Here is a 24,383-nt window from a genome sequence, read left to right on the forward strand (position 1 = left end):
GGATATCGTTGCCCGCGCCGCCCTTGAGCTCGTTGGTCACCGTGTTGCCGATGAGCAGATCGCTGCCTGAACCGCCGATGGCGTTTTCGATGACAGCACCCTTGGCGATCGACACGTTGCCTACCATGCCGCCAACATCGGAGAACGAGGCGTCATTGAGGTTTATTTTCTGGTTCTGGGTGAAGCCGGAAAAATCCAGGGTGTCGCGGCCGCCCGCGTCCCATACCGAAAACACCACTTTGTCCGACGACGAAGATGCGCTGAGAAAATCGCGACCGGTGTTGGAGTTGAAACCGTAGGTCGAATCGCCGGTACGGGTCGTGGTGTTGGCACCGTAGAGCTTCTGGATGGCCGCGATGTCATCCATCAGCGGACCGGAGGCGTAGGCTTCGACGCCGCCCTTGCTGAAGTTCTGGTCGGTATTGCTTTCGCTCCAGTAGCTCATGACGCTGTAGCCACGGGTGTCCTGGCCATACGTGGCGTCATCGTAGGTCGGGCTGCCTTCGCCCGCGTTGTAGTCGCCCGGGTGGGCCAGGCCGAGGGTGTGGCCGATTTCGTGGGTCAGGGTCTGGCGGCCGTAGTTGTTCAGGTCCGGGTTCTTGTTCTGGGTATAGCTGCTGTTGATCAGGTACCAGGAGGTCCCGTCATAGCCGGCCCCCGTCCCCGGCAGATAAGCGAATGCCGCCGCGCCGTCCTGGCCGCCACTGTAGTTACCGAAAGTCATGTGAGCGTCGCCGCCGCTGGCCTTTTCGGTGAAGGTGACATTGGCCACGTCCGCCCAGGATTGCATCGCCAGGGCCGCCTGGCCTTTCTGCTGCGCACTGAACTGGCTGAAGCCGCTGATCCCATGTTTGTTCATGGTGCTGGAAGAGGCGGAAGTCAGGAAGGTGTAGGTCAGCTCGATCTTGCCGCTGCCGTCCCGGTCCTGGTAAGCCGCACCGTCGCGCAGCAACTGGCTGGCCGCCTCGTCGACGGAGTACGACGGTTTGCCGTTGACGGTCAGGTTACCGCCCCGGTCGTATTGGTGACTGAAACTATTGATCTGGTTGAACGCATTACTGGGAGCCGCCAATGATTGCGGCGCCCAGAGGAGTTGTTCGGCAGAATCAATAGCGCTGCTTTTGACTTTCGACATAAACACACTTCCTTGTTTGCAAATGGAACAGTTTTAGTCAGACAGACAATCTCTGGCGAGATCGTCCTATCACTCGCCCAATGAGGACGTAAGAAACCTGACACAATTGGAAATCAAACGTCTAGCAATTTTTTACGTTCAATTTCACGCCCTGCCCTTAACGCCCATAAACAATAGGGTTCTGCCTCGTTAGTGCCCATCCTCAATGGCCCGAGTTGCGAATTGTCGGACAAAATTCTATTTAAATATTAAATATCGATAACTAGCCATTTGTGCACGGCGTCGCACTTTCACCAACTAAGTGCCAGCGAAATGCTATTAATGAATATCTACTAAATCTCTACGGTTTTACGTGCACACACTTCCCGCAGACAACCTCGAAGCCAACGATGCACTGGATCGGCGTCCATCCGCGGATGCCAGAGCATGGCGATCGTGAACCCAGGTACGGGAAACGGCAGCGTAAAACTGTGCAGGCCAACCCGCAGGCTCGCGGTGTAGCGTTCAGGCACGCTGGCGATCAGGTCACTGGCGCGGGCCAGGCCCAGCGCCGAGGAAAAGCCTGGCACGGTGGTGACGATTTCCCGGGACAAACTCAACGCCGCCAGTGCCTGGTCGATGATGCCATGATCGAGGCCGCGCATCGAAACACCAACATGTCCGCCTGCGGCATAACCGGCGGCGCTCACCGCTGCCTGGCTCAGCGGGTGTCCCGCGCGCACCACGCCAATCAAGCGATCGCTGAACAACGCCTGGGTTCGCAGTTCGGGGCTGGTGTCCTTGTCCACGACGGCGGTCTCCAGGTCCACCACGCCTTCGCGAAGCGCCGTGCTGTCGCGATCGGTCTTTTCCACGAAACGCAGCCGCACGCCCGGCGCTTGTTCGTGAATGCGAGTGATCAGGTCAATGGCAAAATTTTCCACGAACCCTTCACGGGTGCGCAGCGTAAACGTGCGGCTCAAGCGCCCAAGATCCGGGGTAGTCACTGGCCGCAGCGCCGCCTGGGCCTGCTGCACCAGGTGGCTGACCTGTTCGCGCAACTCCAGCGCGCGGGGTGTCGGCACCAGCCCTCGCCCGGCCCGAACCAACAATGGGTCACCGGTGGTTTCACGCAACCGTGCCAGCGCCCGGCTCATGGCCGACGGGCTGAGCTGCAAGCGCCGGGCGGCCCGGGCCACGCTGCCTTCGCAGAGCAGCACATCCAGGGTGACAAGCAGGTTGAGGTCTGGCGCGGACATGGCGATGGCTCGAATTGAACAGATGGCGTTTGCTGCAGCTATAACGTGCAAATGCTGCGCCTTCCGCCATGTTATGCCCAGGCGTAACGTTCTGACAGCTCCGTTTTCGAGCGCCACGGATACAGGTGACACGATGAAACCCGTCAACACGCAACAACACCGGCCGACAACCGCACCCGCACAACGGCGCTTGTCGCCCCGCTGGGCCCTGGCCAGCCTTGCGCTCTCGACACTGCTGGCCTCCCTTGGCGCCAGTGTGGCTGCAGTGGCCCTGCCGACGCTGGCCCAAGCGCTCGGCGCCTCTTTCCAGCAGGTCCAATGGGTGGTGCTGGCCTATCTGCTGGCAATCACCACGCTGATTGTCAGTGTCGGTCGCTTGGGAGATTTGATGGGCCGGCGCAAGCTGCTATTGGTCGGTATCGCCCTGTTCACCCTGGCATCGGCGGTATGCGGCCTGGCGCCCTCGCTTTGGCTGTTGATCGCAGGTCGGGCGCTGCAGGGCCTGGGGGCCGCCATCATGATGGCGCTGACCCTGGCGCTGGTTGGCGAAACGGTCGATCAGGAAAAAACCGGCAGCGCCATGGGGCTGCTGGCAACGTTGTCGGCAGTGGGCACGGCCCTTGGACCGTCCTTGGGCGGCATGTTGATCAGCGGGTTCGGTTGGCCGGCCTTGTTTTTGGTCAACATCCCCCTTGGCCTGCTGACGCTAGGGCTGGCGTGGTACTCGCTCCCGGTACGTGAAATGCCGCCGAAGCCCGAAGGAACCCGCTTCGATGTAACCGGTACATTGCTGTTGGCAATGACGCTCGCCGCCTATGCCTTGGCCATGACCTCCGGGCGCGGGAGCTTTGGCGGATTGAATGTTGCGCTGCTGCTGATCGCGCTCGTGGGCGGCGGGCTGTTCATTCGGGCCCAGTCCCGGGCCGTATCGCCGCTGATTCCCTTGGCAGTGTTTGGCGACAAATCACTGGTATCGGGCCTGGCGACGAGCGCCCTGGTCGCGACGGTCATGATGGCGACGCTGCTGGTCGGGCCTTTTTACTTGTCCATCACCCTCGGATTGCCGGCGGCCTTCGTCGGACTGGTGCTGGCCGCAGGGCCGTGCGTCGCGGCGCTGGCCGGAGTGCCTGCCGGACGCCTGGCGGATCGCTTCGGCGTGCAACCTATGCGACTCGCCGGCCTGGCGACCATGGTTTTCGGCTGCCTGATGCTGTCGCTGGTTCCCCCCGCCCTTGGCACCGTCGGCTACATCATGGCTATCGTGGTGACGACCCTGGGCTACGCGTTCTTCCAGACAGCCAACAACACGGCAGTCATGGCCGATGTAGCTGCCCAGAGGCGAGGCGTCATCGCCGGGCTGCTCAACCTGTCACGCAACCTGGGTTTTTTCACCGGAGCCTCCGTGCTCGGCGCCGTGTTTGCAGCCGCAGCGGCGACGAATGACATCACCCGCGCCAGCCCCGCGGCCGTGACGAACGGTCTGCACACGACCTTCGCCGTCGCCCTGGCGATGATGACCCTGGCCCTGCTCATTGCCTGGAAAAGCCGCGTGCCAGAGCCATTGCCCAAGCCTCGGGACAACCCCAGCCAAGCGTGATGGCATTCTGGGACATTGCCGCTTAAGTCGTGATCCAAATCAAAAAAAGTGAACCAATCGCAAAACGGACTGAAAAAATCCACATGAGCTTCATTTTCAGGTGCTATTTTTAGTTCTCACTGGTAGAGCCATGATGGCTCTTCCTTCCTGACATGAGCAAAAGGAAGCGCTCGATTGAAGAAGGCGGGCAACACATGAATAAAGGATCTTTCAGCAAGGTTACGTTCCCCAATGCCTGCCAGTTGATGCGCTGGCACTTCCATCCCATGGGATTCGAAGCGAGCATGGATGCGCCTGGCAGTATGGTTGCCCGGCTGTTTGACCGTGCCAGCGGCGAGACCATGATCGCCATTGCGGGTATCCCCTGCGCAACGGTGATGAATGCCCCGGATGTTGAACGAATAATCGAGGCGGTAGAGGCCGAGCTGGAAGCCTTTGTGCCACCAGTGGGGTTGCGGCGGTTTGCCTCTTAAGTCCACTTCATGTGGCAATACCGTTCGCCCTGGCTCCAAAAGCGGCACCTCCCTTTTTCCAAGGGGAGGTGCCGTTTTTTTTTGAGAGGGCTCGGGGTTTACTTGTTTTGGGGTGTATATCCGTTTTTGCGGTAATGGCTACTGGCGGTTCCGCTCTTACAGCGGGTCACTTTTGGAAGAGCCGGGAGCCGGACCAGCCAAAAGTAACCAAAAACGCTTTGCCCCACCACTTGGTGCCTCGCCTAGGCTCGGCATGCCCTCACTCCGGCATTGCTCCGTGGGCCCGCCGCGAAGGGCCATCCATGGCCCAGCGCGGCTATCCCGGCATCCATGCCGGGATGCCCACTCCACAATGCCTGCGTTCGGCCATCGTGGTTAACGGGGCGCCGAGATCAACGTCCACGCCGAGGCGGCCTAACAGCCGACCTGGTTCTTGGTGGGACCGCGTTTTCCCCTGTGGGAGCGAGCTTGCTCGCGATGGCGGTGGTTCAGACACATGGAAGTTGGGGCTTGCTGGCCTCATCGCGAGCAAGCTCGCTCCCACAAAGGAACTCCGGGAGCACACGAATATTGTGTCTGCCGAAGATCCAATGTGGGAGCGAGCCTGCTCGCGATAGCGGTGACTCAGCCACATGGATGCCGGACATGCCCCATATCCCGCTCTTGCTTTGCTTTGGATCTTGATCTTGATCTTGATCTTGATCTGAGAGCCCCGTTAAACCACGCTGGCCGAACGCAGGCATTGCGCAGTGGGCACCTCGGCATGGATGCCGAGGTAGCCGCGCTGGGCCATGGATGGCCCTTCGCGGCGGGCCCACGGAGCAATGCCGGAGTGAGGGCATGCCGAGCCTAAGCGAGGCACCAAGTGGTGGGGCAAAAGCGTTTTGCTTACTTTTGACTGGGCCGGCTTCCGGGCTTTTCAAAAGTGAGCCGCTGTAAGAGCGGAACCGCCAGTAGCCATTACCGCAAAAACGGATATACACCAAAAATGCACCTAAAAAACCAAAAAAAACGGCGCTTTTCATCTCTGAAAAACGCCGTTGTTTGTATGTGAGCAGCATCACGCCAAAGCGGACTTCTCACTCATCACCAATGCAATCAGTCGTCGCGCCCCATCAGGCCGAACAGCTGCAGCAGGCTGACGAACAGGTTGTAGATCGATACATACAGGCTGATGGTAGCCATGATGTAGTTACGCTCGCCGCCATGGATGATGGCGCTGGTCTGGTACAGGATGCAGACCGACGAGAACAGCACGAAGCCGGCGCTGATCGCCAGTTGCAGGCCGCTGATCTGGAAGAAGAAGCTGGCCAGCGTCGCCCCCAGCAACACGAAGAAACCTGCGGTGATGAAGCCACCCAGGAAGCTCATGTCCTTGCGGGAAATCAGCACATAGGCCGACAGGCCACCAAATACCAGCGCGGTCATTGCGAAGGCCGAGCTGACCACTTCGGCGCCGCCCTGCATTTGCAGGTAGCGATTGAGGATCGGGCCGAGCAAAAAGCCCATGAAGCCGGTCAGGGCAAAAGCCGACACCAGGCCCCAGGCCGAATCACGGAGTTTGTTGGTGAGGAAGAAAAGGCCGTAGAAACCGATCAGCACGACGAAGATGTTCGGGTAACCCACCCGCATCTGTTGTGCGACGTAAGCCATCACACCGCTGAAAGCGAGTGTGAGTGCCAGCAAGCCATAAGTGTTGCGCAGGACGCGGCTAACCTCTAGCTGCTCAGCCTGCACGCTGTTGTTCACTGCGTAATCCTGTTCGCGCATGGCGACACTCCTCCGGTTTTGAAACATTCAGTGGCAAGGATCATAACAGACGCTCTGTAACAAGCTACGTAGAGAGTTTGACAGTGTGTTTCATTCGGGTATTATGGCGCCCGCAACGCAATACGGAGGTGTGGCCGAGTGGTTTAAGGCAACGGTCTTGAAAACCGTCGACTGTAACAGGTCCATGAGTTCGAATCCCATCGCCTCCGCCATCTTCTAACGTTAAAGCCCTGATTATTCAGGGCTTTTTCGTGTCTGGCATTCGTAAATACCGATTACAGCTTCAACATTGGACACAGCTATGGCAAACCCTCCCCAGCCACTCAAGGAAAGAAAAGTGACCCATAAAACCATCGGCTCCATCGTTGCTGCAATCGTAGGCATCGTCCTGTTATGCGTGTTCTTTGGCAGTTGGTACACGGTCGACGAAACCGAGCGTGGCGTGCTGCTGCGCAACGGGGCGCTGGTCGGGGTGATTGAACCGGGACTGTCCTTCAAGACGCCATTTATCGAGTCGGTACGCCTGATCAGCGTCCAGAGTCAAGTGACGGCTTATGAAGACCTCCAGGCCTACAGCAAGGACCAACAGTCGGCCCAGCTCAAGGTGTCCGTGTCCTGGCACATCGCGCCTTCCGATGTTGCGAAGGTCTATACCCAGTTCAAGGACCTGGAAGGGATCCGCGACCGGATGATCAGCCGCCAAGTGCCAACCCAAGTGGAAAACGTATTCGGCAAGTTCAACGCCGTGGCTGCCGTGCAGAACCGCGTCCAACTGGTCAACGATATTTCCACGGCCATCAAGGCTACCATTACCGGCCCCGTGATCATCGACAGCGTCCAGGTCGAGAACATCGACTTCAGTGATGCCTATGAAAAGGCCATCGAAGCGCGCATGGCTGCCGAAGTCCAGGTCAAGACCCGCGAGCAGCAGCTCGCCACCGAACAGGTGCAAGCACAGATTCGCGTGACCCAGGCCCAGGCGGAGGCCGATTCGCAAGTGGCGCAGGCCAAGGCGGACGCACTGGCGACCGAGTTGCGCGGCAGAGCCGAAGCCGAAGCCATCAAGGCACGGGCCCAGGCCCTGGCCAGCAACCAGAACCTGGTGGAACTGACCAAGGCCGAGCGCTGGAATGGCGTCTTGCCAACCACCGTGTTGCCAAACGGCGCCCTGCCCTTCATCGACATCAAGTAACGCCACGGGCGCGGCCTGCCCGGCCGCGCCTGCTCCACGGCGGCGCACTCGCGCAGCAAGCATCGCCCCTCTCGTTAGCGCTACACTCAACCATGAACCCGACGTTCATCGTTAGCAGGGAGCTCAACGTGTACCCAGGCCACAGCAAACCGGCACACCAACCCGCACGACGTTTACCTTTCCCCCCTTCCGGCTCCTCCCTCGAGCATCTCTACCCCCTCGGGAATTCACCGACTCCTTCGATAAGCGCCCTGAACAGGAGAATAGCGTGACCACTATTATCAAAAAATATAAATGGCCCGCCCTGTTGGCCGTTGCGCTTGTTGTGTTTTCTGCACTGATATTCTTTTTGATCAAGTCATACACGTACGACTCGTCGACCTACTTCGAATCCCGCGACTTCATTCGCCAGCTCAAGCAGGCCGACGCTAACTGGAACGTCAAGATCCTCAGGAAAAAGATCGGCGTGAACAACAACCTGTCATTGGCACCGCCGCTTGAGGCCGACAGTCGATGGGAGCAGTTGGAGCAGCTCAACAACGCTGGCCCCCTGGCGGTTCTTTGGGCATCCAGACGCAACGGTTATGTGGATGCGGTCAAGAACAAAACAGCACTCGTCGATCAATTCCAACAACACAACGCCAATCTACGCACCGCCCTGGACGCATTGCCGATGGTCGAGGACGGTATTCAGACGTTGCTCGAAGGGATGGGCGATGAAAGCTCCGCGGAACGTCTGGCAACAGCTTCCAATGTTCGTGAATTGACACTGACGACGCTGGAGTACGCACTTTACGTCACCTCAGACAAAGCCGAGGAAGTGCAGCGCCAATTGAGCGATCTGGAAAAATACGTCGACCAGTTGCCCGCGACCAGCCAGCCCCTCTTCATTGCCCTGACCCAGCACGTCAAATCCGTTATCCAGGAGCAACCGATCGTCAATGATCTGCTGGACCGCATCAGCGTGATTCCGGTGGCCCAGGAACTGGACAGCATCAACGAGCTGTTGAACGAGACACAGCGCAGGACAGCCGCTGCGGACCGTCAATACCATATCTACCTCGGCGCGTGCGCCAGCCTCATGGCGCTGTTGATGATTTACCTGGCGGTGCGGCTTGTTCGCAGTTACGCCGTCATCAATCAGATCAACCAGCAACTGCAAACGTCCAATGAACGGCTCGAGGAACGCGTGCAAGAACGCACCCGAGAGCTGATGGAGGCTGAACGCGAACTGGTGGATGCAGCCCGAATGGCGGGCATGGCCGAAATAGCCACGAATGTGTTGCACAACGTTGGGAATGTGCTCAACAGCGTGAACATTTCCGCCGAGCTCGTGACCCGCAAGTTGAAGAACAGCAAGACGATCGGGCTCACCAAGGCGGTCAAAATGATGAATGACCATGCCGAAGATCTTGGCCAGTTCATCACTCTTGATGAAAAAGGCCGGTTGCTGCCGCGTTACTTCAACGAACTGGTCGACTCCATCGCCGCTGAACAGGCAGTGCTTATCGATGAGTTGGCGCAGTTGACCAAGAGCATCGATCACATCAAGGAAATCGTCACCACCCAACAAACCTATGCAGGGGCCGCCAGGCTGATCGAACCGCTCAATGTCGGCGATCTGTTCGAAGATGCGCTACGCATGAATTCGGGCGCACTCAGCCGGCATCACGTCACCGTCATCAAGGAATATCAGGACGTTCCTGTGATCATGGGGGACAAGCACAGGTTGCTGCTGATCCTGATCAACCTGATCAGCAACGCCAAGTTCGCGATGTCGCACATCAGTGAGCACCCACGGGAGATAACCCTGGGAATCCGCATCCTCGACGAAACGACGCTGAGCCTGAGCGTCAAGGACCGAGGCGAAGGCATTTCCCCGGAGAACCTGGCCCGCATCTTCAATCACGGTTTCACGACCCGCAAGGACGGCCATGGGTTTGGCTTGCACAGCTGCGCTCTGGCGGCGGTTGAAATGAATGGCCGCCTTTACGTCCATAGCGACGGACCGGGGCAAGGCGCCCTGTTTACCCTGGAAGTCCCGCTGGAGTTGGCACGCGCCTGATCACCGTGACGGCCGCAGGCTGACCCGCCGCCATCGCGAGCAAGCTCGCTCCCACAGAGGTTTTTGGGTGAATACCCGGAAAAATTGTGGGAGCGAGCTTGCTCGCGATAGCGGTCTACCTGTCACCGAGAGTTTGGATGTACCGGCCCCACCTATTTCGTGTTTACCGAGCGACCGCTACGGGCTCTTCGGGTCGGCAACGCGGCGGCATAGGCCAGCGCTTCCTCACGGGAAGCAAAGGAACCCAACCGGTCAGCCTGGGTACAGACCCTCCATGGGCCGCTGTTTACGCTAAGCACGTCATAACCGTTGATGTGCATTTTCGTCAGCATCGCAGTACTCATTGGTCACCTCCGACTTTAACCAAGGGTGCACGGCCTACCATACACGCTGATTGCGCCGGGCGGCCAACCGAACGTCGCGACACCCGCCGCATTCTCAGTGGGAATCCGAATCCCACAACCAGTCCCACAACCCCGGCAAATGCACGGGCTCGGTACTGTGATCGACCGTCCGCGCCAAGGCCGCTCGCTCCAGCGCCTGGTGGTCATCATAGAACGGCTTGGCGTCGGTCCTCACGCCAGTCGCCTTGGCACTGTCGAGCAGGATCTGCAGGTATTCACGGGCATGCCGGGCGGTATAACGATTGATATCGTGAAACGTCACCACCACCGGAATAACCCCCTCCACCACGGGCAGTTGCCCGGCGGCGATGCGCTCGCGCACTTCGGATAGTTGCCGGGTCAGGTTGATCCGCCGCCGCGGGCTCATCGTGATGCCCCAGACCTTGCCGTCATTGGCGCTCAAGTCGGTCAACAGAATGTGCAGGCCGTGCTGTCGGTAGGCGGCCGCGGTGCGCTTGTCGAAGCTCCAGAATGGCGGTCTCAGCAAGGTCGGCGCCGCACCTGTAACGGAGGCGATATCCCGCCCGCCACGGGTCAGCGATTGCTCCAGTTCATCCGGATTCAGGAACCGGTGATTGGTGTGCCAGCGGGTCGCCGTATGAAAGGCCAGCACATGGCCTTCCTGCTGTTCACGGCGCATTATGGAGCGGCCAATGTCACTGCCACCGGCTCGTGGTGCGCGGGTCTGCAGGAAAAACACCGCCTTGATGCCGGGCTGTACCGGATTGTCGGCGAGTGCGTCGAGCACCTCCAGGCTAGGGTTCCAGATAGACGAGGCGCTAGGCCCATCATCGAATGTCAGCAGGAAACGGATCGGGGGTTGTTCGCGCAAGCGTTGCTCGGTTTGCGGCGTCAGTTCGAGGGGGGCGCCAATACAGCCCGACAAACCGATGGCGAGGGCTGCAATGAACAGCACCCTGGCGATGTTTTTCATGTTTTGCCTTTTGTTGATGCCGCGCTGCGTGGCCTTTGATCCCTGGCCCATGGTGTTGAAGCTCACCTTGGAGAAGGGTAACCGGGTTTGGTTCCTTGCCGTGAGTTCCGGCTGTTTGCTGTTGCTCCGCGCCCGAGCCTGGGCGGTATTAATGTGACCGTCTGGAAATTCGATGGAATTTTCCGCATGCCTTTGTATCCATCCGTATAGGACTAATTAGGGAGGATTTATGGGCGGGCCATCGCTTTACATCATCGACTACATGCTCCATGGCGAACCCAAGTCGTTCATTATTCGCGCAGAAGTGATGAATAACTCCGAGGCTTGGCATTGGGCCAGTTGCGACGCGGGGGTCGGGCGCATACCGAAATTCGGGAGAGAAAAGGTCAAGCGGGTCTCCAAGCCCCTTGCTGAAAAATACGGTATTACCGACGTGCGCTGGCGGGCGAGCGTCACGCCGTCCTGGGTCAAGGAGTCCAGCTGACACCCCTCGCATTGTTTCCGGCGCACCGGCTGTCTAGCCGGACGCCGGATTCTTCGACAGACCTGAAATAACTCAACTACGCTTAAACCACGGCACAGCCCGCCCCCTGGCGGGTTTTGTGCTGCCTCATCAACCCTGAATGGAGGTGTGACATGTCCGAAAAAGAGTCCATCACCACCCTGCTCACCCTATTGGAGTCGCGTCAGGCCAGGCTCACGGCAGCCTGCAAGGAAATCGCCGACTGGGTCGACCATCAAGGCGGGCATCCCACCGCAGTGCGCATCCGGGACCGGCTCAACGATATCGACAAAGACGCGCCTTCGATCCAAAGCGCGCTAACGTCGCTCAAGCCTACTGATCCCCCTCTGCCCAAGTTCCGCTGACGCGCTGCGCCAGGCCTGTTTCTCCCTGAATTCTACCGGTTGCAAAACTGATGGAACGCGGGCTTCTTTTGCGCCTCGAAATTGATAGGCACCGGTGCAGAAACCGCAAAGGGAGAAACTCATGAACGCCAGAATCCTGCTGTTGATCGTATGTGCAAGCCCCGCCGCCGCCTTGGCCCAAGGCTGCGACGTCACCACTCGATCCCAAAGCCAGGCCGTTCCAGTGATCGAAAGCCACAGCTGCTACGAATACAACGGCATGCCCGCCGAAGCCCTCGATTGGTCTTGCAGCAATGAAAACAAGGGAACGCTCACGACTCAGAAGCGTAAAGTCGAGCGCTGTGCCCAGGGCTACGTGGCGACATGCCAGGCGAGGCTGACCCAGGAAGCGCTGGCCAACCCACACTCAACCAGCAAGGACAAGCGCGGTGGGTCGGCCAACCTTCCCGACAATGCAAAAGTGACCTGGTACTACTACGGTATCGAGCAGTTGCAGCAGGCTCAGCAAGACTGCGAAACCACCGGTGGCAATTGGATAAACCAGTGAGGCGGCTCGCACAGTCGCTTCTTGGCTAGCCCTTGCTATGCTCTGGCGATGACGGCCCCTCCTTGACCCCGCGAGGCCCGGCTACGCCCCAGATGACCAGGCCCAGCACCGGCAAAATGATCAGCAACAGGGCCCAGCCCGCCTTGGTGCCAGCCGACTTGTCGCTTCGAAAGACACTGACGATCGCCCACAAATCGACGAGCAGCAAAAGCACCGCAACAGCGATCCAAAAATAACTGGCTAATTCAGACATGGCCTAATCCTCTTATCGGTTCAAGGATTAGGCAGAGCCGTTGAGGCACCGTTCAAAGAATTTGTACCCACGGGACGCGCATTGGCAGCTATCCCCGCTCGTTCAGGTAAGCGACCCACTGCTCATAGGCTTCATGTTGACGCTGGACCGCCTCATCCCAGGTCGATCCACTCATTTGATGAACACATATGAGATCCATCATTTCCGACGTGGCTGTATCCAGCTCCACCAGGAGCTCATGGGATTTGATCTTGAAGTCTTCAACGGTGGTCATTTCTCGCTTCCTTCCCCATCGGGGCCGGCCAATGCACCCAACATGGATTCATTTTTTTGAAGCTGATTCATTTGAGGCGATAACCGGTCGAAAACCTAGTGCTAGCGGTCGCAGATATGAAGCGGAGCGACGACAGGCCCAAATAAGCTCAGACTTTCCCGCTCCGTCGCGGTCGTAGTGGATAGGACCGTTAAAAACTCGACATTGAACAAAACAGACAATGCCAGGCTCAAATATTGCAGTTATATTTCACTTTAATGACAGTCACTGATCGAGCACGGCCATGAAAATTCGAGCGACCGTCATCTGCGAGGAAAATCGCCACATCCTTCTGGTTCGCAAAGCCAATAGCCGCTGGGCGTTACCGGGTGGTACCGTCGAGCGAGGCGAAACCCACGCCGGGGCAGCCATCCGGGAATTGGCAGAAGAAACCGGCCTGGACGTCGAGAACCTGCTTTATTTGATGCGACTCAATGACGGGCAAACCGAACATCATGTGTTCGAAGCATCGGTCAGCGATGCGATGGCGGCCAAACCACAGAATGAAATCAGCGACTGCCTCTGGCACCCGCTGGACGCCATTGCCCAACTGCCGATGAAAAAGGGCGCGCGGGACATTCTCGAGGCGTTTCGGCGACGGTTGTGAGGAGCCGCCAGCGAAGTGCGAACTCAATAGGTTGCATGAGCAATGTCATGCAACCTATTGTTTTATAAAACTAAGACAATTCAAACTTTTCCAAAAAATCTGCCATCAAGCCTGTTTGGGGGGCTACGAGCTCACTTTTTCTGCCAGGCGGTACTGATCGGATTGTCCACGGTATTTTTTTCCTGCGTATAGGTCCCGTTCTGCTGGGCTATCGCCTCGCCGGTATCGACGATTGCATTCTGGATAAACACATTCTCAGCATCGCCTCGGATGAAGGTGAGCTGGTGGAAGGCCGTTTTATTACCCCAGTCCGAGGAAGGCAGGGAGATGAACTTCACGGTGTATGTCTCGTCGGTGTGCTGCCCCTGCAAGACGTAGACGCCGTAATGATTTTCTCCCTGAGAGATGATTTTGTACAAACCGTTGCTGTAGTAATAAATTTCCGCATCGGGAAAAGGCTTCTTATCGTACATTTTCCGATAGTGCAGAACTTGTTTGACGGTCGGCTCGCCAAAGTTCACGGCCAGGGTTTTCCCATCAACGGACGTTGTTTCCCCAGCGTTTACAGCGCTGCTGCTCATCAAGGCCAACAGGCTCATCGTTGCGATCGTTTTCACTTCATACCTCTCCATGGTCAAAGGATTAGCGCACCAGGCAGGCTTGGACGGCAGAAAACCGCCTAGCCATTCACCTTGCTAATCGCAACGCCGAGTTTAGAGGCTTGTGCGCGAAAATGCCCGGCGGTTGTACTCCGTTCTTGGACAATTTTCAGAAGCCGAAACGAACAAGGGTTTGCATGAGCTTTCGCTCGCAAACCCTTGATTTTAGATGGTGCCCGAAGCCGGAATCGAACCGGCACGCCCTTACGAGCGGGGGATTTTAAGTCCCATGCGTCTACCAGTTTCGCCATTCGGGCGGTAGCGCGGTTAGCCATGGGAACGTCGGCAAAAATCCAATGGCCGATGTTCTGGCTGGTGCAGCAAGAGGGGGAATATATACATCCCTCCCCTGCGAAGCAAGGTAGCTCATGTCCTTTTCAATACAAAAGCTTTCAATGCTTCGCAAATAAAAAAGCTCCGTAAATCATAGATCTACAGAGCTTTTTAAAAGTGGAGGCCGAAGTCGGAATCGAACCGGCGTAGGTGGATTTGCAATCCACTGCATAACCATTTTGCTATTCGGCCTCAGAACGTTTGATGCGATGCTGCCACATCAACCGCGGTACAAACCTGAACAGGATACAGGACATCTAGGTGTCGCTATCTCCTTGAAAACATTGAGATTTTTTACGTCCCAGTGCGTTCGATGGGCGCAATTATGTACTCATTTACCTAGGCTGACAACCCCTTGATTTCAAAAAAAAATCGGCGAACGGTCAGCTTTACCCATCCCTGGCCAACCTGTCGGCGAATGTCCCACTGACCTGCGGCAAGCGTTGAGTCGCGGCCCCCTTGATTCGCCTCATCGGAAAGCCCGAACGTTGACGGAACAACCGCACCTCTGTTCGGTTCATTCCTTATATCGCCCCTGGAAATGAGGAAACCATCATGTCTGAACGACCCAAGCTGGTTGCGAGCCGGCCGGCGGTGCCGACCTCGTCGCATCCCAATCTCGGCGCACCGGAGCGTGCGGTGTCGTTGCTGGCCGGCACGCTGTTGATCGTCAATGGGCTGCGCCAGGGCGGGCCCCGGGGTTGGCCGCAGGTGCTCTTGGGCGCCTGTGCCGCCTGGCGGGGTTATTCAGGCACGTGCAGGATCAAGCGCGCGCTGACCCATAGTCCGTTCGAACAAGCTTTTGAACAGGATCGGGATTGGAGCGGCAGCAAGGTGATCTCTCGCAGCATTACGGTAGGCAAGCCCAGGGAAGAGGTCTTCGCCTTCTGCCGTAACCCGGGCAACCTCGGTGCACTGGTGCCCTGGGTCGATGCAATCGAACAGATCGGTGAGCGCACCTACCGATGGGTTGCCCACGGCCCAATGGACAAGCCTCTGCAGTGTGACATCGAACAGGGTGAGCCCAAGGACGGCCGCAAGCTGCATTGGACCGCCGTCCCGGACGCACGATTCAAGCATGACATCCAGATGCACTTCAGCGATGCACCGGCCGGACGAGGCACCCAACTCAAGGTCATCGTCGCCTGCCAGGCCCCCCTGGGTGCCGCGGGATATGCCCTGGCCGCCGCCATTTCCAAGTTCTCGGACAAAGCCTTGCTACATCTGCTGCGCACCATCAAGCAACAACTGGAAACCGGCGAGGTGAGCACCAATCGCATGCACATCCCTGGCACGAAGGACTTCCTGTTCGTCCACCCGGCCACAGATGCCCCGCAAACACCGCCCCAGCAGCCGTCCACTGGAGGTAACGCCTGATGCGCGCATTGACTTGGCAAGGCCCGAACAAGCTACAAGTTGAAACGGTCGATGACCCGTCCATTCTCAATCCCCGCGACGTTATTGTCCGAGTGAGCATGTCGTCAGTGTGCGGGTCGGACCTGCATTTGCTGGGCGGCTACGTGCCGACCATGCAAGCCGGCGACATCATTGGCCATGAGTTCATGGGTGAAGTCGTGGAAATTGGTTCAGCCGTCAGTTCATTGCGCCAAGGCGACCGGGTTGTCACCGTCTCGATCCTGGGTTGCGGTGAGTGCGAACATTGCAAGCGCTCGGATTTTTCCTGCTGCGACAACTCCAATCCCAATCCCAGCGCGACAGACCTCGCCTATGGCCAGCCGGCGTGCGGCATCATTGGCTACAGCCATGCGTTTGGTGGTTATGCCGGTAGTCATGCGACCTATATCCGCGTGCCGTTTGCTGACGTCAACCTGTTCAAGATTCCCGAAGGCATCCGCGACGAACAAGCGGTATTCGTCTCCGACGCGGTGCCGACCGGCTACTTCGCTGCCGATAACGCTAATATCCAGCGGGGCGACACCGTCGCGGTATGGGGGTGCGGCGGAGTCGGGTTGATGGCGATTTCCAGCGCCTACCTGCTGGGGGCCGAACGGGTCATTGCGATCGATCGCCTGCCTGATCGCTTGCAACTGGCCGAAGAAAAGGCCGGCGCCATTGCCCTCAACTATGAAACCACGGATGTGCATGCCGCCTTGCTGGAGCTCACTGGCGGCCGGGGCCCGGATCGCTGCATCGATTGCGTGGGCATGGAAGCCCATGGCACAGAGATCGATTATTTCTACGACAAGACCAAGCAAATGCTGCGCCTGCACACCGAACGTGGAACGGTGCTGCGCCAGTCGATCCGAGCCTGTCGCAAGGGCGGCACCGTGTCGGTGGTCGGTGTGTACGGCGGTCTGTTGGACAAATTTCCCATGGGCGCCATCGTCAACAAATCCCTGACCTTGCGCTCCGGCCAACAGCCAGGACAACGTTACGTGGGACGATTGTTCGAGCACATCCAGAAAGGTGAACTGGACCCGTCTTATCTGCTGACCCATCCGATGGGGCTGGAGCAGTCGGTGGAAGGCTATGCGATGTTCAAGGAAAAGACGCAGAACTGTCTGCGGGCGGTGTTTCGGCCGGAGTGATGATCAAACCTGCTTGCTCCCTCTGGCTGTAGGAGCTGGCGAAGCCTGCGATCTTTTAATCTTTCGCTTGGGACTTAAGTGTCAGGGGAAGATCGCAGCCTCGCTGCACTCGACAGCTCCTACGGCGCAACCCCGCGGGGCAAGCTCCGTCGCCACGGAAAGACCACAAGCCTTAAGGCTGTCGCAGCGCCGCACCATTATGGGTAACATGCCGGCCTTTCCCGCACCTTTCTGCGACCTGCCAAATAAGCCCATTCCATGCCTTTTGAACTCAGCGTTGACCCCACTACCCTCGCTATCCTTGCTGTTGTCGCCTTCATTGCCGGTTTCATCGATGCCATTGCCGGTGGCGGTGGCTTGCTGACCACCCCGGCGCTGCTGACGGCAGGCTTGCCACCTCACCTGGTCCTGGGCACCAACAAACTCAGTTCGACCTTCGGCTCGGCGACGGCCAGCTTCACTTTCTACAAGCGCAAGCTGTTCCACCCAAGGCAGTGGACTCATGCCCTCGTTGGCACCTTGGTCGGGGCCCTGACCGGCGCCATCGTCGCCCATTACTTGCCCGCCGAGTGGCTGAACAAGATGCTGCCGGTGATCGTCTTCGCCTGCGGCCTGTACCTGTTGTTCGGCGGTACGCCCAAGGCACCGCTGGACAGCAACGCACCGATCAAGAAGACATGGCAGGCGCCCCAAGGCTTCAGCCTGGGTTTCTATGACGGCGTGGCCGGGCCGGGTACCGGTGCGTTCTGGACGGTCAGCAGCCTGCTGCTCTACCCCATCGATCTGGTCAAGGCCAGTGGCGTGGCGCGCAGCATGAACTTCGTCAGCAACATCGCGGCGCTGTCGGTGTTCATCTTTTCCGGGCAAGTGGACTGGATCATCGGCCTGAGCATGGGCCTGTCGGTGATGATCGGCGCGTTCTTCGGCGCTCGCACCGCCATCAGCGGCGGCGCGAAGTTCATTCGCCCGGTGTTCATCACCGTGGTGCTGGGCTTGACCGTGCGCCTAGCCTGGCAGCACTGGTTCAGCATGGCCTAAGCGCCGCGCCACATACAGGTCGATCAGGTAGCGGGCAATGGAGCGCGAGGCCGGCAGCGGTGGCAGGTCATGGACGTTGAACCACTGGGCGTCCTCGATTTCATCTTCCTGGGGCACGATGTCGCCACTGGCGTATTCAGCATGGAAACCCAGCATCATCGAATGGGGGAACGGCCAGCACTGGCTGCCCATGTACTGGATGTTCTTCACCTCGATGCTGACTTCTTCGCGCACCTCGCGCACCAGGCAATCCTCGGCCGACTCGCCAGGCTCGGCAAACCCCGCCAGGGTGCTGTAGACGCCAGGGACAAAACGCGGCGAACGGGCCAGCAGGACTTCATCGCCGCGGGTGATCAGCACAATCATGCTCGGTGAAATCCGCGGATAGTGCCGCAGTTCACAGGCCTCGCAATACATGGCCCGTTCCAACGGAATCTGGCCCATGCGCGTGCCGCAACTGCCACAGAAACGATGCTCCCGGGCCCAGGTGCCGATCTGCGCGGCATAGCCCAACACTTTGTACAGCGTGTGGTCATCCTCGAGCATGAATGCCCGCAGGCCTTTCCAGTTACAGCCTGGGATGTCCAGCGGGCTGTGCAACTCCAGCAGGTAGACGGGCTCGCCATCCAGGTGACCGATGCCATGCTCGGCGAGGATCGACAGGTCTTGGCGCTTGAGCCATTCGCGGGGAAACAGCGCGCCGTTGTCATCGAACAGAAAGCCCTCAGGGCTGCGGGCGACGGCCCAGCCGCCAGCAAGAGCGGTATCGAGTACTGCGGTGGTCCAGCGTGAAATCATGGTCGATCAATCCTGAAATTCAGGTTTCTGTTTGCTCATATGGGCGGCCATGGCCACGCGCAGGTCGGTTGATTGCAACATGGCGGCGTTCCAGGTGGCGACGTATTCCAAGCCGTCGTCGATGCGGTGGTCGCGCATGTAGCTGATCATTTCCTTGGTGCCGGTCACGGCAATCGGCGACTTGGCGGCGATTTCCCGGGCGATGCCCATCACGCCGTCGAGCAGGCTGGCAGCATCACTGTAGACACGATTGACCAGGCCGATGCTGCGCGCTTCGTCGGCACCAAAAGTGCGCCCCGTATAAGCGAGTTCACGCAGCATGCCGTCCCCGATGATCCGGGGCAAGCGTTGCAATGTGCCAACATCGGCGGCCATGCCGATATCGATTTCCTTGATGGAGAACTGGGCGTCCTCGGCCGCGTAACGCATGTCGCAGGCGGCGATCAGGTCGATGGCCCCGCCCAGGCAGTAGCCTTGGATCGCCGCGAGCACGGGTTTGCGGCAGTTGTCCACGGCATTGAACGAGGCTTGCAGTTGCAGGATCTTGCGTCGCAGCAGGCGTGCATTGCGCCCGACATCCTTGCCCAGCTCGTTGGCCACGCCCGCCAGCATCATCAGGTCGATCCCCGAGGAAAAATGCTTGCCGGCGCCGCTGAGCACCACCACCCGCACGGCGTCGGTGTCGTCGATCCACTGGAAGATCTCGATGATCTCGCTCCAGAACGCGGCGTTCATCGAGTTGATCTTTTCCGGGCGATTGATCTGCACATGGGCAATGTTGTCTGCAAGTTCGACGTTGAACGCTTGGTATTGCGACATGGCAGTGATCCTTTACCGGCTGAAAAGAGGCTCGAACTATAACAAGCCATCGCGACAGGACGTAGGCAGTGCATCGGCCAAAAGCGGGACTGACTGCCGATCAAGCAAAGGTGAATCCTGTGGCGAGGGGATAAATCCCCTCGCCACAGGGGCCTGCTTCACTCTGGCTTATTCATCCACCTTTAGCTGCCCGTCCCACCCCCCACCCAGCGCGGCAATCAACTGCACGCTGGCGATCAGGCGGCTCTGCTGCAAGCTCAGCACAGTGCGCTCATTGCTCAAGGCCGTGGCCTGGACGGTCACCACGTCGAGGTAGGCAATCAACCCGGCCTTGTACTGGTTCTGCGTCAGGCGCAGGGATTCCCGGGCGGCGTCCAGGGCTTCCTGGCGCACGCGGGCTTCGTCTTCGAGCACCTTGAGCTGGATCATGTAGTTTTCCACCTCACGCAAGCCGTCGAGCACGGTCTGGCGATAGGTGGCGACGGTCTGGTCATACGCCGCGATAGTACGGTCGACCTCCGCCGAACGCTGGCCGCCATCGAACAGCGTCATCGCCAACTGTGGCCCTACCGACCAGAAGCGGTTCGGCACGCTCACCCAGTTGTCGTAGGTACTGCTGCTGTAGCCGCCACTGAGGCTCAGGGTCAGGTCCGGGTAATACGCGGCCTTGGCGACCCCGATGTTGGCGTTGGCGGCCATCACCGAGCGCTCTGCCGAGGCGATGTCCGGCCGGCGTTCGAGCAACTGCGACGGCAGCGCCACCGGGATCTGCGGCAGCGACGGGATGTCCTGGGTCTCGGCCAGGTTGAACTCGGCCGGCGGCAGGCCGATCAGCACGGCGATGGCGTTTTCAAATTGGGCCCGTTGCCAGATCAGGTCGATCAGGTCGCCCTGGGTGGTCTTGAGCTGGGTTTGCGCCTGGGCCACCGCGTCCTTGCCGGAGACCCCGGCGCGGTACTGGTTTTCGGTCATTTTCAGGGAGCGCTGATAGTTGTCGACGGTGGTCTGCAACAAGCGTTTCTGTTCGTCGATCACGCGCAACTGCAAGTAATTCTGCACCAGCTCCGATTGCTGGCTCAGGCGCATCGCCGCCAGGTCGGCAAAACTGGCTTGCGCGCTCGCCTCGTCGGCTTCCAGGGTGCGGCGCAACTTGCCCCACACGTCCGCCTCCCAGCTGACACCGGCTTGGGCGCTGTAGGTGTCGCGAATGCCGCTGGACGAACTGCTCAGGCTCGAACTGCTGCTGCCGGTGCCCTGGCTGGAGCGCGTCTTGCCGACGGTCAGGTCCACGGTGGGGAAAAATGCGCCCCGGGCATTGCGCACCAGTGCCCGGGCCTGCCGGTACTGGGCGTCGGCCTGGGCCACGGTCTGGTTGGACGCATTGAGCTGGTCCACCAGGCCATTGAGTTGCGCATCGCCGTACAGCTCCCACCAGGCGCCCCGGGCCAGCGCATCGCTGGGATTGGCCTGGCGCCAGCCCTGGGCCTCCTTGTATTGCACCGGGGCGGCAGCCTGGGGACGTTGGTAATCCGGGCCGACGGCGCAGGCACTGAGCATCGCCACGCACAGCACCAGGCTCAGCACCCGCGAGCCACGGGCGGTCGCCAGTGTTGCGGCAAGATTGAAAGGCGAACGGTCGGTCATAGCGGAGTTTCCAGGGCAGCATCAGTGCGCACGCCGCGCCAGCGATTGAAGCGATGGCGCAGTTTGTCGAGATAAAGGTAAACCACCGGGGTGGTGTAGAGCGTCAGTACCTGGCTGAACACCAACCCACCGATGATGGTCAGGCCCAGTGGCCGGCGCATTTCCGAGCCCTCGGCAGCGCCGAGCAACAGCGGCAAGGCGCCAAGGATCGCCGCCAGCGTGGTCATCAGGATTGGCCGCAACCGCAGCAGGCAAGCGCTGCGGATCGACTCCAGCGGCGTCTGCCCGGCACGTTCCAGTTGCAGCGCCAGATCGATCATCAGGATGGCGTTTTTCTTCACCACGCCGATCAGCAGGAACAGCCCCAACAGCGAGATCAGGCTGAACTCGCCACCCAGCGCGTAGATCGACAGCAACGCGCCGACCCCGGCCGATGGCAACGTGGACAGGATGGTCAGCGGATGGATGTAGCTTTCATAGAGCACACCCAACACCAGGTACACCGCCAGCAACGCCCCGAGGATCATGAACGGCTGGCTCTTTTGGGTGGCGGCGAAGGCATCGGCGGTGCCGGCCATTTTCGCGATGACATCCTCGGGCATCCCAAGCTTGGCAAGCGCCCGCTCGATGGCCGCGGTGCCCTGCTCCACCGTGACGCCTTCGGCCATGTCGAAGGAAATGCCCTCGGACGCGAACTGGCCTTCATGGCTGACCCGGTCGTCCTCCAGGCTGTTCTCGTAGTGGGCAATGGCCGACAGCGGTACGCGCGCGCCATCGGCGGTGATCACCTGGACCTGTTCGAGGGTACTCGGGTCCTGGGCATACTTGGGATTGACCTCCATCACCACCTGGTACTGGTTGAGGCTGTCGTAGATGGTCGAGATCTGCCGCTGGCTGTAGGCGTTGTTGAGCACCGCGGTGACCATGTCCATGTCGATGCCCAGGCGCTTGGCCTGGTCGCGGTCGACCACAAGCGTCACTTGCTGCGCCCCGCCACCGTCGCGGGCATCGATGGCGGTGAGTTCCGGCAAGGCCCGGAAGGCGGCCACGACCTTGGGATACCATGCGCGCAGCGACGCCAGGTCGGCGCTTTGCAGGATGTAGGAATACTGCGAGGTGGTCTGCTCGCGACCGCCACCGAACTGCAGGTCCTGGTCGGCCATCAACATCAACTGGGCACCGGGGACCTTGGGCATTTCTTTACGAAGGCGCTCGATGACCTTTTGTGCAGAAATATTACGCTCCTTGATCGGCTTGAGGCGCACCAGCATGAAGGCGTTGTTGGTGCCGTTGTTGCCACCGATGAAACCGGCCACGCTTTGCACCGCCTCGTCCTTGAGCACGGCGCGGCGGAAGATCTCCATCTTCGGTTGCATCACGTTGAACGACAGCCCGTCGTCGCCACGCACAAAACCGATCAACTGGCCGGTGTCCTGCTGCGGCATGAAGGTTTTCGGCACCACCACATACAACGCGACGTTGACGCCGATGGTCACCAGCAGGCTCAGCAAGGTCAGGCGCCGATGGCGCAGCACCCAGTCCAGGCTGATGGCGTAACCACGGACCATCCGCTCATTGAGCCGCTGGCTCCAACGCTGCAGGCGGTTTTCCTGCCCCGGCACGTGTGGCTTGAGCCAGCGGGCGCAGAGCATCGGCGTGAGGGTCAGCGAGACCACCAGCGAGACGACGATGGACGCCGCCAGGGTGATGGAAAATTCGCGAAACAGGCTCTCGATGATCCCGCCCATGAACAGGATCGACAGGAACACCGCCACCAGCGAGACGTTCATCGACAGCAAGGTGAAACCCACCTCCTCGGCTCCCTGGTACGCGGCCTTCATCGGCGGCACGCCTTCGTCGATATGCCGGGAAATGTTCTCCAGCACCACGATGGCATCGTCCACCACCAGCCCGGTCGCCAGGATCAACGCCATCAACGACAGGTTGTTCAGGGAGAAACCGTACAGGTACATCACCGCAAACGTGCCCACCAGCGACACCGGCACCGCCAGGGTCGGAATCAGCGAGGCGCGGAAGTTGCCGAGGAACAGGAACACCACCAGCACCACCAGGGCCACGGCGATCAGCAAGGTCATTTCCGCTTCATGCAGGGTGGCCTTGATCACCGGCGAGCGGTCCATGGCCAGGTTCAGCTTGACGCTGGCCGGCAGCACGGCCTGCAACGCCGGTAGTTGCGCCTTGATCTCGTTGACCGTCTCGATGATGTTGGCCCCGGCCTGGCGGTTGATCACCAGCAACACGGCGGCATCGTTGTTGAAGAAACCGCTGTTGTAGCGATCCTCGACACTGTCGGTGACTTTCGCCACGTCCTTGAGCCGCAATACCGAGCCGTCCTGGTAGCGGATGATCAGCGTTTCGTAGTCCTTGGCCTTCTCCAACTGATCGTTGGCCTGGACCTGCCACATGCGCTGATCGTCCTCCACCGACCCTTTGGGCCGGCGCACGTTGCTATCGGCAACGGCGGTGCGCACGTCATCGAGGGCCACGCCGTACTGGTTGAGCAGATGCGGCTCCAGTTCGATGCGCACCGCCGGCAACGAGCTGCCGCCGATCTGCACCTCGCCGACGCCCGAGACCTGGGACAGGCTCTGGGACAGGATGGTCGAGGCCAAATCGTAGAGCTGGCCCTTTTTCAACACATCCGAGGTCAGCGACAGCACCATGATCGGCGCCTGGGACGGGTTGACCTTCTTGTAGGTCGGCATACTGCGCATGCCGCTGGGCAACAGGTTGCGCGACGCATTGATGGCCGCCTGCACTTCCCGGGCGGCACCGTTGATGTCACGGTCCAGGTCAAATTGCAGGATGACACGGGTGGAGCCCTGGCTGGAACGGCTGCTCATGGTGTTGACCCCGGCGATGGCGCCGAAGGAACGCTCCAGGGGCGTTGCCACCGTCGAAGCCATCACCTCGGGGCTGGCCCCTGGCAGGTTGGCCTGGACCACGATCACCGGGAAATCCATTTGCGGCAGCGGCGAAACCGGCAGCAGGCCGAAGCTCACACCACCGAGCAGCATGATGGCGAAGCTCAGGAGCATGGTCGCGACCGGACGCTTGATGAATGGACCGGACAGGTTCATCAGCAGCCGCTCCAGGCTTCAATGAGCAGGCTGTTGTGGCGAGGGAG

25 protein-coding genes and 3 tRNA genes are annotated in these 24,383 nt (G+C 59.6%); 12 read left to right on the plus strand and 16 right to left on the minus strand.

The window, feature by feature from the left end; translation table 11 throughout:
* Both LQ215_RS21300 and LQ215_RS21305 read right to left on the minus strand, forming a co-directional pair.
* The coding region (locus LQ215_RS21300; RefSeq protein WP_230152465.1) for a serralysin family metalloprotease at positions 1 to 1,135 on the minus strand (1,135 nt) is incomplete at its 3' end.
* Between the two features lie 332 nt (positions 1,136 to 1,467).
* Positions 1,468 to 2,373 (minus strand): LysR family transcriptional regulator, encoded by a 906-nt coding sequence (locus tag LQ215_RS21305; RefSeq protein WP_230152466.1) that lies wholly within the window; start codon positions 2,371 to 2,373, stop codon positions 1,468 to 1,470.
* A 133-nt stretch (positions 2,374 to 2,506) separates the two neighbouring features.
* Here LQ215_RS21305 and LQ215_RS21310 point away from each other — a divergent pair, with 133 nt between their 5' ends.
* Together LQ215_RS21310 and LQ215_RS21315 are read left to right on the plus strand one after the other, a co-directional pair.
* Positions 2,507 to 3,970, plus strand: coding sequence for an MFS transporter (locus LQ215_RS21310; protein WP_230152467.1), 1,464 nt, complete (start codon positions 2,507 to 2,509; stop codon positions 3,968 to 3,970).
* Between the two features lie 194 nt (positions 3,971 to 4,164).
* Positions 4,165 to 4,443 carry a DUF1652 domain-containing protein gene (locus LQ215_RS21315; protein WP_003201764.1) on the plus strand — a complete coding sequence of 93 codons (279 nt, stop codon included), beginning with the start codon at positions 4,165 to 4,167 and terminating at the stop codon, positions 4,441 to 4,443.
* Positions 4,444 to 5,158: 715 nt separating this feature from the next.
* Here LQ215_RS21315 and LQ215_RS21320 read toward each other — a convergent pair.
* Both LQ215_RS21320 and LQ215_RS21325 read right to left on the minus strand, forming a co-directional pair.
* A complete protein-coding gene (locus tag LQ215_RS21320; RefSeq protein WP_230152495.1) occupies positions 5,159 to 5,320 on the minus strand; it encodes a nucleoid-structuring protein H-NS in 162 nt (53 codons plus the stop codon).
* Between the two features lie 221 nt (positions 5,321 to 5,541).
* On the minus strand, positions 5,542 to 6,213 hold the full coding sequence (locus LQ215_RS21325; protein WP_003201763.1) for a Bax inhibitor-1/YccA family protein: 672 nt from the start codon (positions 6,211 to 6,213) through the stop codon (positions 5,542 to 5,544).
* A 124-nt stretch (positions 6,214 to 6,337) separates the two neighbouring features.
* On the opposite strand from LQ215_RS21325, the gene LQ215_RS21330 reads away from it, so the two are divergent.
* The 3 genes from LQ215_RS21330 to LQ215_RS21340 all read left to right on the plus strand — a co-directional run bounded on the left by LQ215_RS21330 (position 6,338) and on the right by LQ215_RS21340 (position 9,470).
* A tRNA-Ser gene (locus LQ215_RS21330) sits at positions 6,338 to 6,425 on the plus strand.
* Positions 6,426 to 6,550: 125 nt separating this feature from the next.
* Complete coding sequence (locus LQ215_RS21335; protein WP_230152468.1) at positions 6,551 to 7,405, plus strand: SPFH domain-containing protein; 855 nt, start codon at positions 6,551 to 6,553, stop codon at positions 7,403 to 7,405.
* Positions 7,406 to 7,673: 268 nt separating this feature from the next.
* Entirely contained in the window at positions 7,674 to 9,470 is a 1,797-nt protein-coding gene (locus tag LQ215_RS21340; RefSeq protein ID WP_230152469.1) for a DAHL domain-containing protein, read from the plus strand.
* Positions 9,471 to 9,622: 152 nt separating this feature from the next.
* On the opposite strand, the gene LQ215_RS21345 is transcribed toward LQ215_RS21340, so the two are convergent.
* Genes LQ215_RS21345 through LQ215_RS21350 form a run of 3 tightly spaced genes read right to left on the minus strand, consistent with a single transcriptional unit; the run spans position 9,623 to position 10,808 of the window.
* The gene (locus LQ215_RS21345) at positions 9,623 to 9,814 is read right to left on the minus strand and encodes a DUF2188 domain-containing protein (protein ID WP_230152470.1); all 192 of its coding nucleotides are present in this window, start codon (positions 9,812 to 9,814) and stop codon (positions 9,623 to 9,625) included.
* A 15-nt stretch (positions 9,815 to 9,829) separates the two neighbouring features.
* Complete coding sequence (locus tag LQ215_RS29615; RefSeq protein WP_356642167.1) at positions 9,830 to 9,976, minus strand: hypothetical protein; 147 nt, start codon at positions 9,974 to 9,976, stop codon at positions 9,830 to 9,832.
* Entirely contained in the window at positions 9,909 to 10,808 is a 900-nt protein-coding gene (locus LQ215_RS21350; protein ID WP_230152471.1) for a polysaccharide deacetylase family protein, read from the minus strand. Before LQ215_RS21350 ends, LQ215_RS29615 begins: the two co-directional genes overlap by 68 nt.
* A gap of 229 nt (positions 10,809 to 11,037) precedes the next feature.
* Between LQ215_RS21350 and LQ215_RS21355 the strand changes: the two genes are divergently transcribed.
* From LQ215_RS21355 to LQ215_RS21365, 3 genes are all read left to right on the plus strand, one after another.
* On the plus strand, positions 11,038 to 11,292 hold the full coding sequence (locus LQ215_RS21355; RefSeq protein WP_212800349.1) for a DUF6555 family protein: 255 nt from the start codon (positions 11,038 to 11,040) through the stop codon (positions 11,290 to 11,292).
* Positions 11,293 to 11,444: 152 nt separating this feature from the next.
* Positions 11,445 to 11,675 (plus strand): hypothetical protein, encoded by a 231-nt coding sequence (locus LQ215_RS21360; RefSeq protein ID WP_230152472.1) that lies wholly within the window; start codon positions 11,445 to 11,447, stop codon positions 11,673 to 11,675.
* Positions 11,676 to 11,796: 121 nt separating this feature from the next.
* Positions 11,797 to 12,222, plus strand: a complete 426-nt coding sequence (locus LQ215_RS21365; protein ID WP_230152473.1) for a hypothetical protein — start codon at positions 11,797 to 11,799, stop codon at positions 12,220 to 12,222.
* Between the two features lie 25 nt (positions 12,223 to 12,247).
* Here the strand turns inward: LQ215_RS21365 and LQ215_RS21370 are convergent, their stop codons facing one another.
* A complete protein-coding gene (locus tag LQ215_RS21370; protein ID WP_014338117.1) occupies positions 12,248 to 12,475 on the minus strand; it encodes a PLD nuclease N-terminal domain-containing protein in 228 nt (75 codons plus the stop codon).
* A gap of 88 nt (positions 12,476 to 12,563) precedes the next feature.
* Positions 12,564 to 12,749, minus strand: a complete 186-nt coding sequence (locus LQ215_RS21375) for a hypothetical protein (RefSeq protein WP_230152474.1) — start codon at positions 12,747 to 12,749, stop codon at positions 12,564 to 12,566.
* Between the two features lie 283 nt (positions 12,750 to 13,032).
* Here LQ215_RS21375 and LQ215_RS21380 point away from each other — a divergent pair, with 283 nt between their 5' ends.
* Complete coding sequence (locus LQ215_RS21380) at positions 13,033 to 13,395, plus strand: NUDIX hydrolase (RefSeq protein WP_230152475.1); 363 nt, start codon at positions 13,033 to 13,035, stop codon at positions 13,393 to 13,395.
* Between the two features lie 131 nt (positions 13,396 to 13,526).
* Here the strand turns inward: LQ215_RS21380 and LQ215_RS21385 are convergent, their stop codons facing one another.
* From LQ215_RS21385 to LQ215_RS21395, 3 genes are all read right to left on the minus strand, one after another.
* A complete protein-coding gene (locus tag LQ215_RS21385; protein ID WP_436839592.1) occupies positions 13,527 to 13,994 on the minus strand; it encodes a hypothetical protein in 468 nt (155 codons plus the stop codon).
* 230 nt (positions 13,995 to 14,224) lie between these two features.
* Positions 14,225 to 14,311: transfer RNA gene (locus LQ215_RS21390), tRNA-Leu, on the minus strand.
* A 194-nt stretch (positions 14,312 to 14,505) separates the two neighbouring features.
* Positions 14,506 to 14,579 (minus strand) — tRNA-Cys (locus LQ215_RS21395).
* A 363-nt stretch (positions 14,580 to 14,942) separates the two neighbouring features.
* On the opposite strand from LQ215_RS21395, the gene LQ215_RS21400 reads away from it, so the two are divergent.
* From LQ215_RS21400 to LQ215_RS21410, 3 genes are all read left to right on the plus strand, one after another.
* Positions 14,943 to 15,764 carry an SRPBCC family protein gene (locus tag LQ215_RS21400; RefSeq protein WP_230152476.1) on the plus strand — a complete coding sequence of 274 codons (822 nt, stop codon included), beginning with the start codon at positions 14,943 to 14,945 and terminating at the stop codon, positions 15,762 to 15,764.
* Positions 15,764 to 16,936 carry a zinc-dependent alcohol dehydrogenase gene (locus tag LQ215_RS21405; protein ID WP_230152477.1) on the plus strand — a complete coding sequence of 391 codons (1,173 nt, stop codon included), beginning with the start codon at positions 15,764 to 15,766 and terminating at the stop codon, positions 16,934 to 16,936. Before LQ215_RS21400 ends, LQ215_RS21405 begins: the two co-directional genes overlap by 1 nt.
* A 258-nt stretch (positions 16,937 to 17,194) precedes the next feature.
* Positions 17,195 to 17,974 (plus strand): TSUP family transporter, encoded by a 780-nt coding sequence (locus LQ215_RS21410; RefSeq protein WP_230152478.1) that lies wholly within the window; start codon positions 17,195 to 17,197, stop codon positions 17,972 to 17,974.
* Here the strand turns inward: LQ215_RS21410 and nudC are convergent.
* The 4 genes from nudC to LQ215_RS21430 all read right to left on the minus strand — a co-directional run bounded on the left by nudC (position 17,942) and on the right by LQ215_RS21430 (position 24,336).
* Positions 17,942 to 18,772, minus strand: coding sequence for an NAD(+) diphosphatase (gene nudC / locus LQ215_RS21415; RefSeq protein WP_230152479.1), 831 nt, complete (start codon positions 18,770 to 18,772; stop codon positions 17,942 to 17,944). The genes LQ215_RS21410 and nudC overlap by 33 nt on opposite strands.
* A gap of 6 nt (positions 18,773 to 18,778) precedes the next feature.
* The gene (locus LQ215_RS21420; RefSeq protein ID WP_230152480.1) at positions 18,779 to 19,591 is read right to left on the minus strand and encodes a crotonase/enoyl-CoA hydratase family protein; all 813 of its coding nucleotides are present in this window, start codon (positions 19,589 to 19,591) and stop codon (positions 18,779 to 18,781) included.
* A 168-nt stretch (positions 19,592 to 19,759) separates the two neighbouring features.
* Positions 19,760 to 21,235: an efflux transporter outer membrane subunit gene (locus LQ215_RS21425; RefSeq protein ID WP_230152481.1), complete on the minus strand. Its 1,476-nt coding sequence runs from the start codon at positions 21,233 to 21,235 to the stop codon at positions 19,760 to 19,762.
* Complete coding sequence (locus tag LQ215_RS21430) at positions 21,232 to 24,336, minus strand: efflux RND transporter permease subunit (protein WP_230152482.1); 3,105 nt, start codon at positions 24,334 to 24,336, stop codon at positions 21,232 to 21,234. The genes LQ215_RS21425 and LQ215_RS21430 overlap by 4 nt, the downstream gene beginning before the upstream one ends.
* Positions 24,337 to 24,383 lie beyond the last annotated feature (47 nt).

The sequence above is a fragment of the Pseudomonas brassicacearum genome (assembly GCF_918698105.1).
Classification (GTDB): Bacteria; Pseudomonadota; Gammaproteobacteria; order Pseudomonadales; family Pseudomonadaceae; genus Aquipseudomonas; species Aquipseudomonas brassicacearum_F.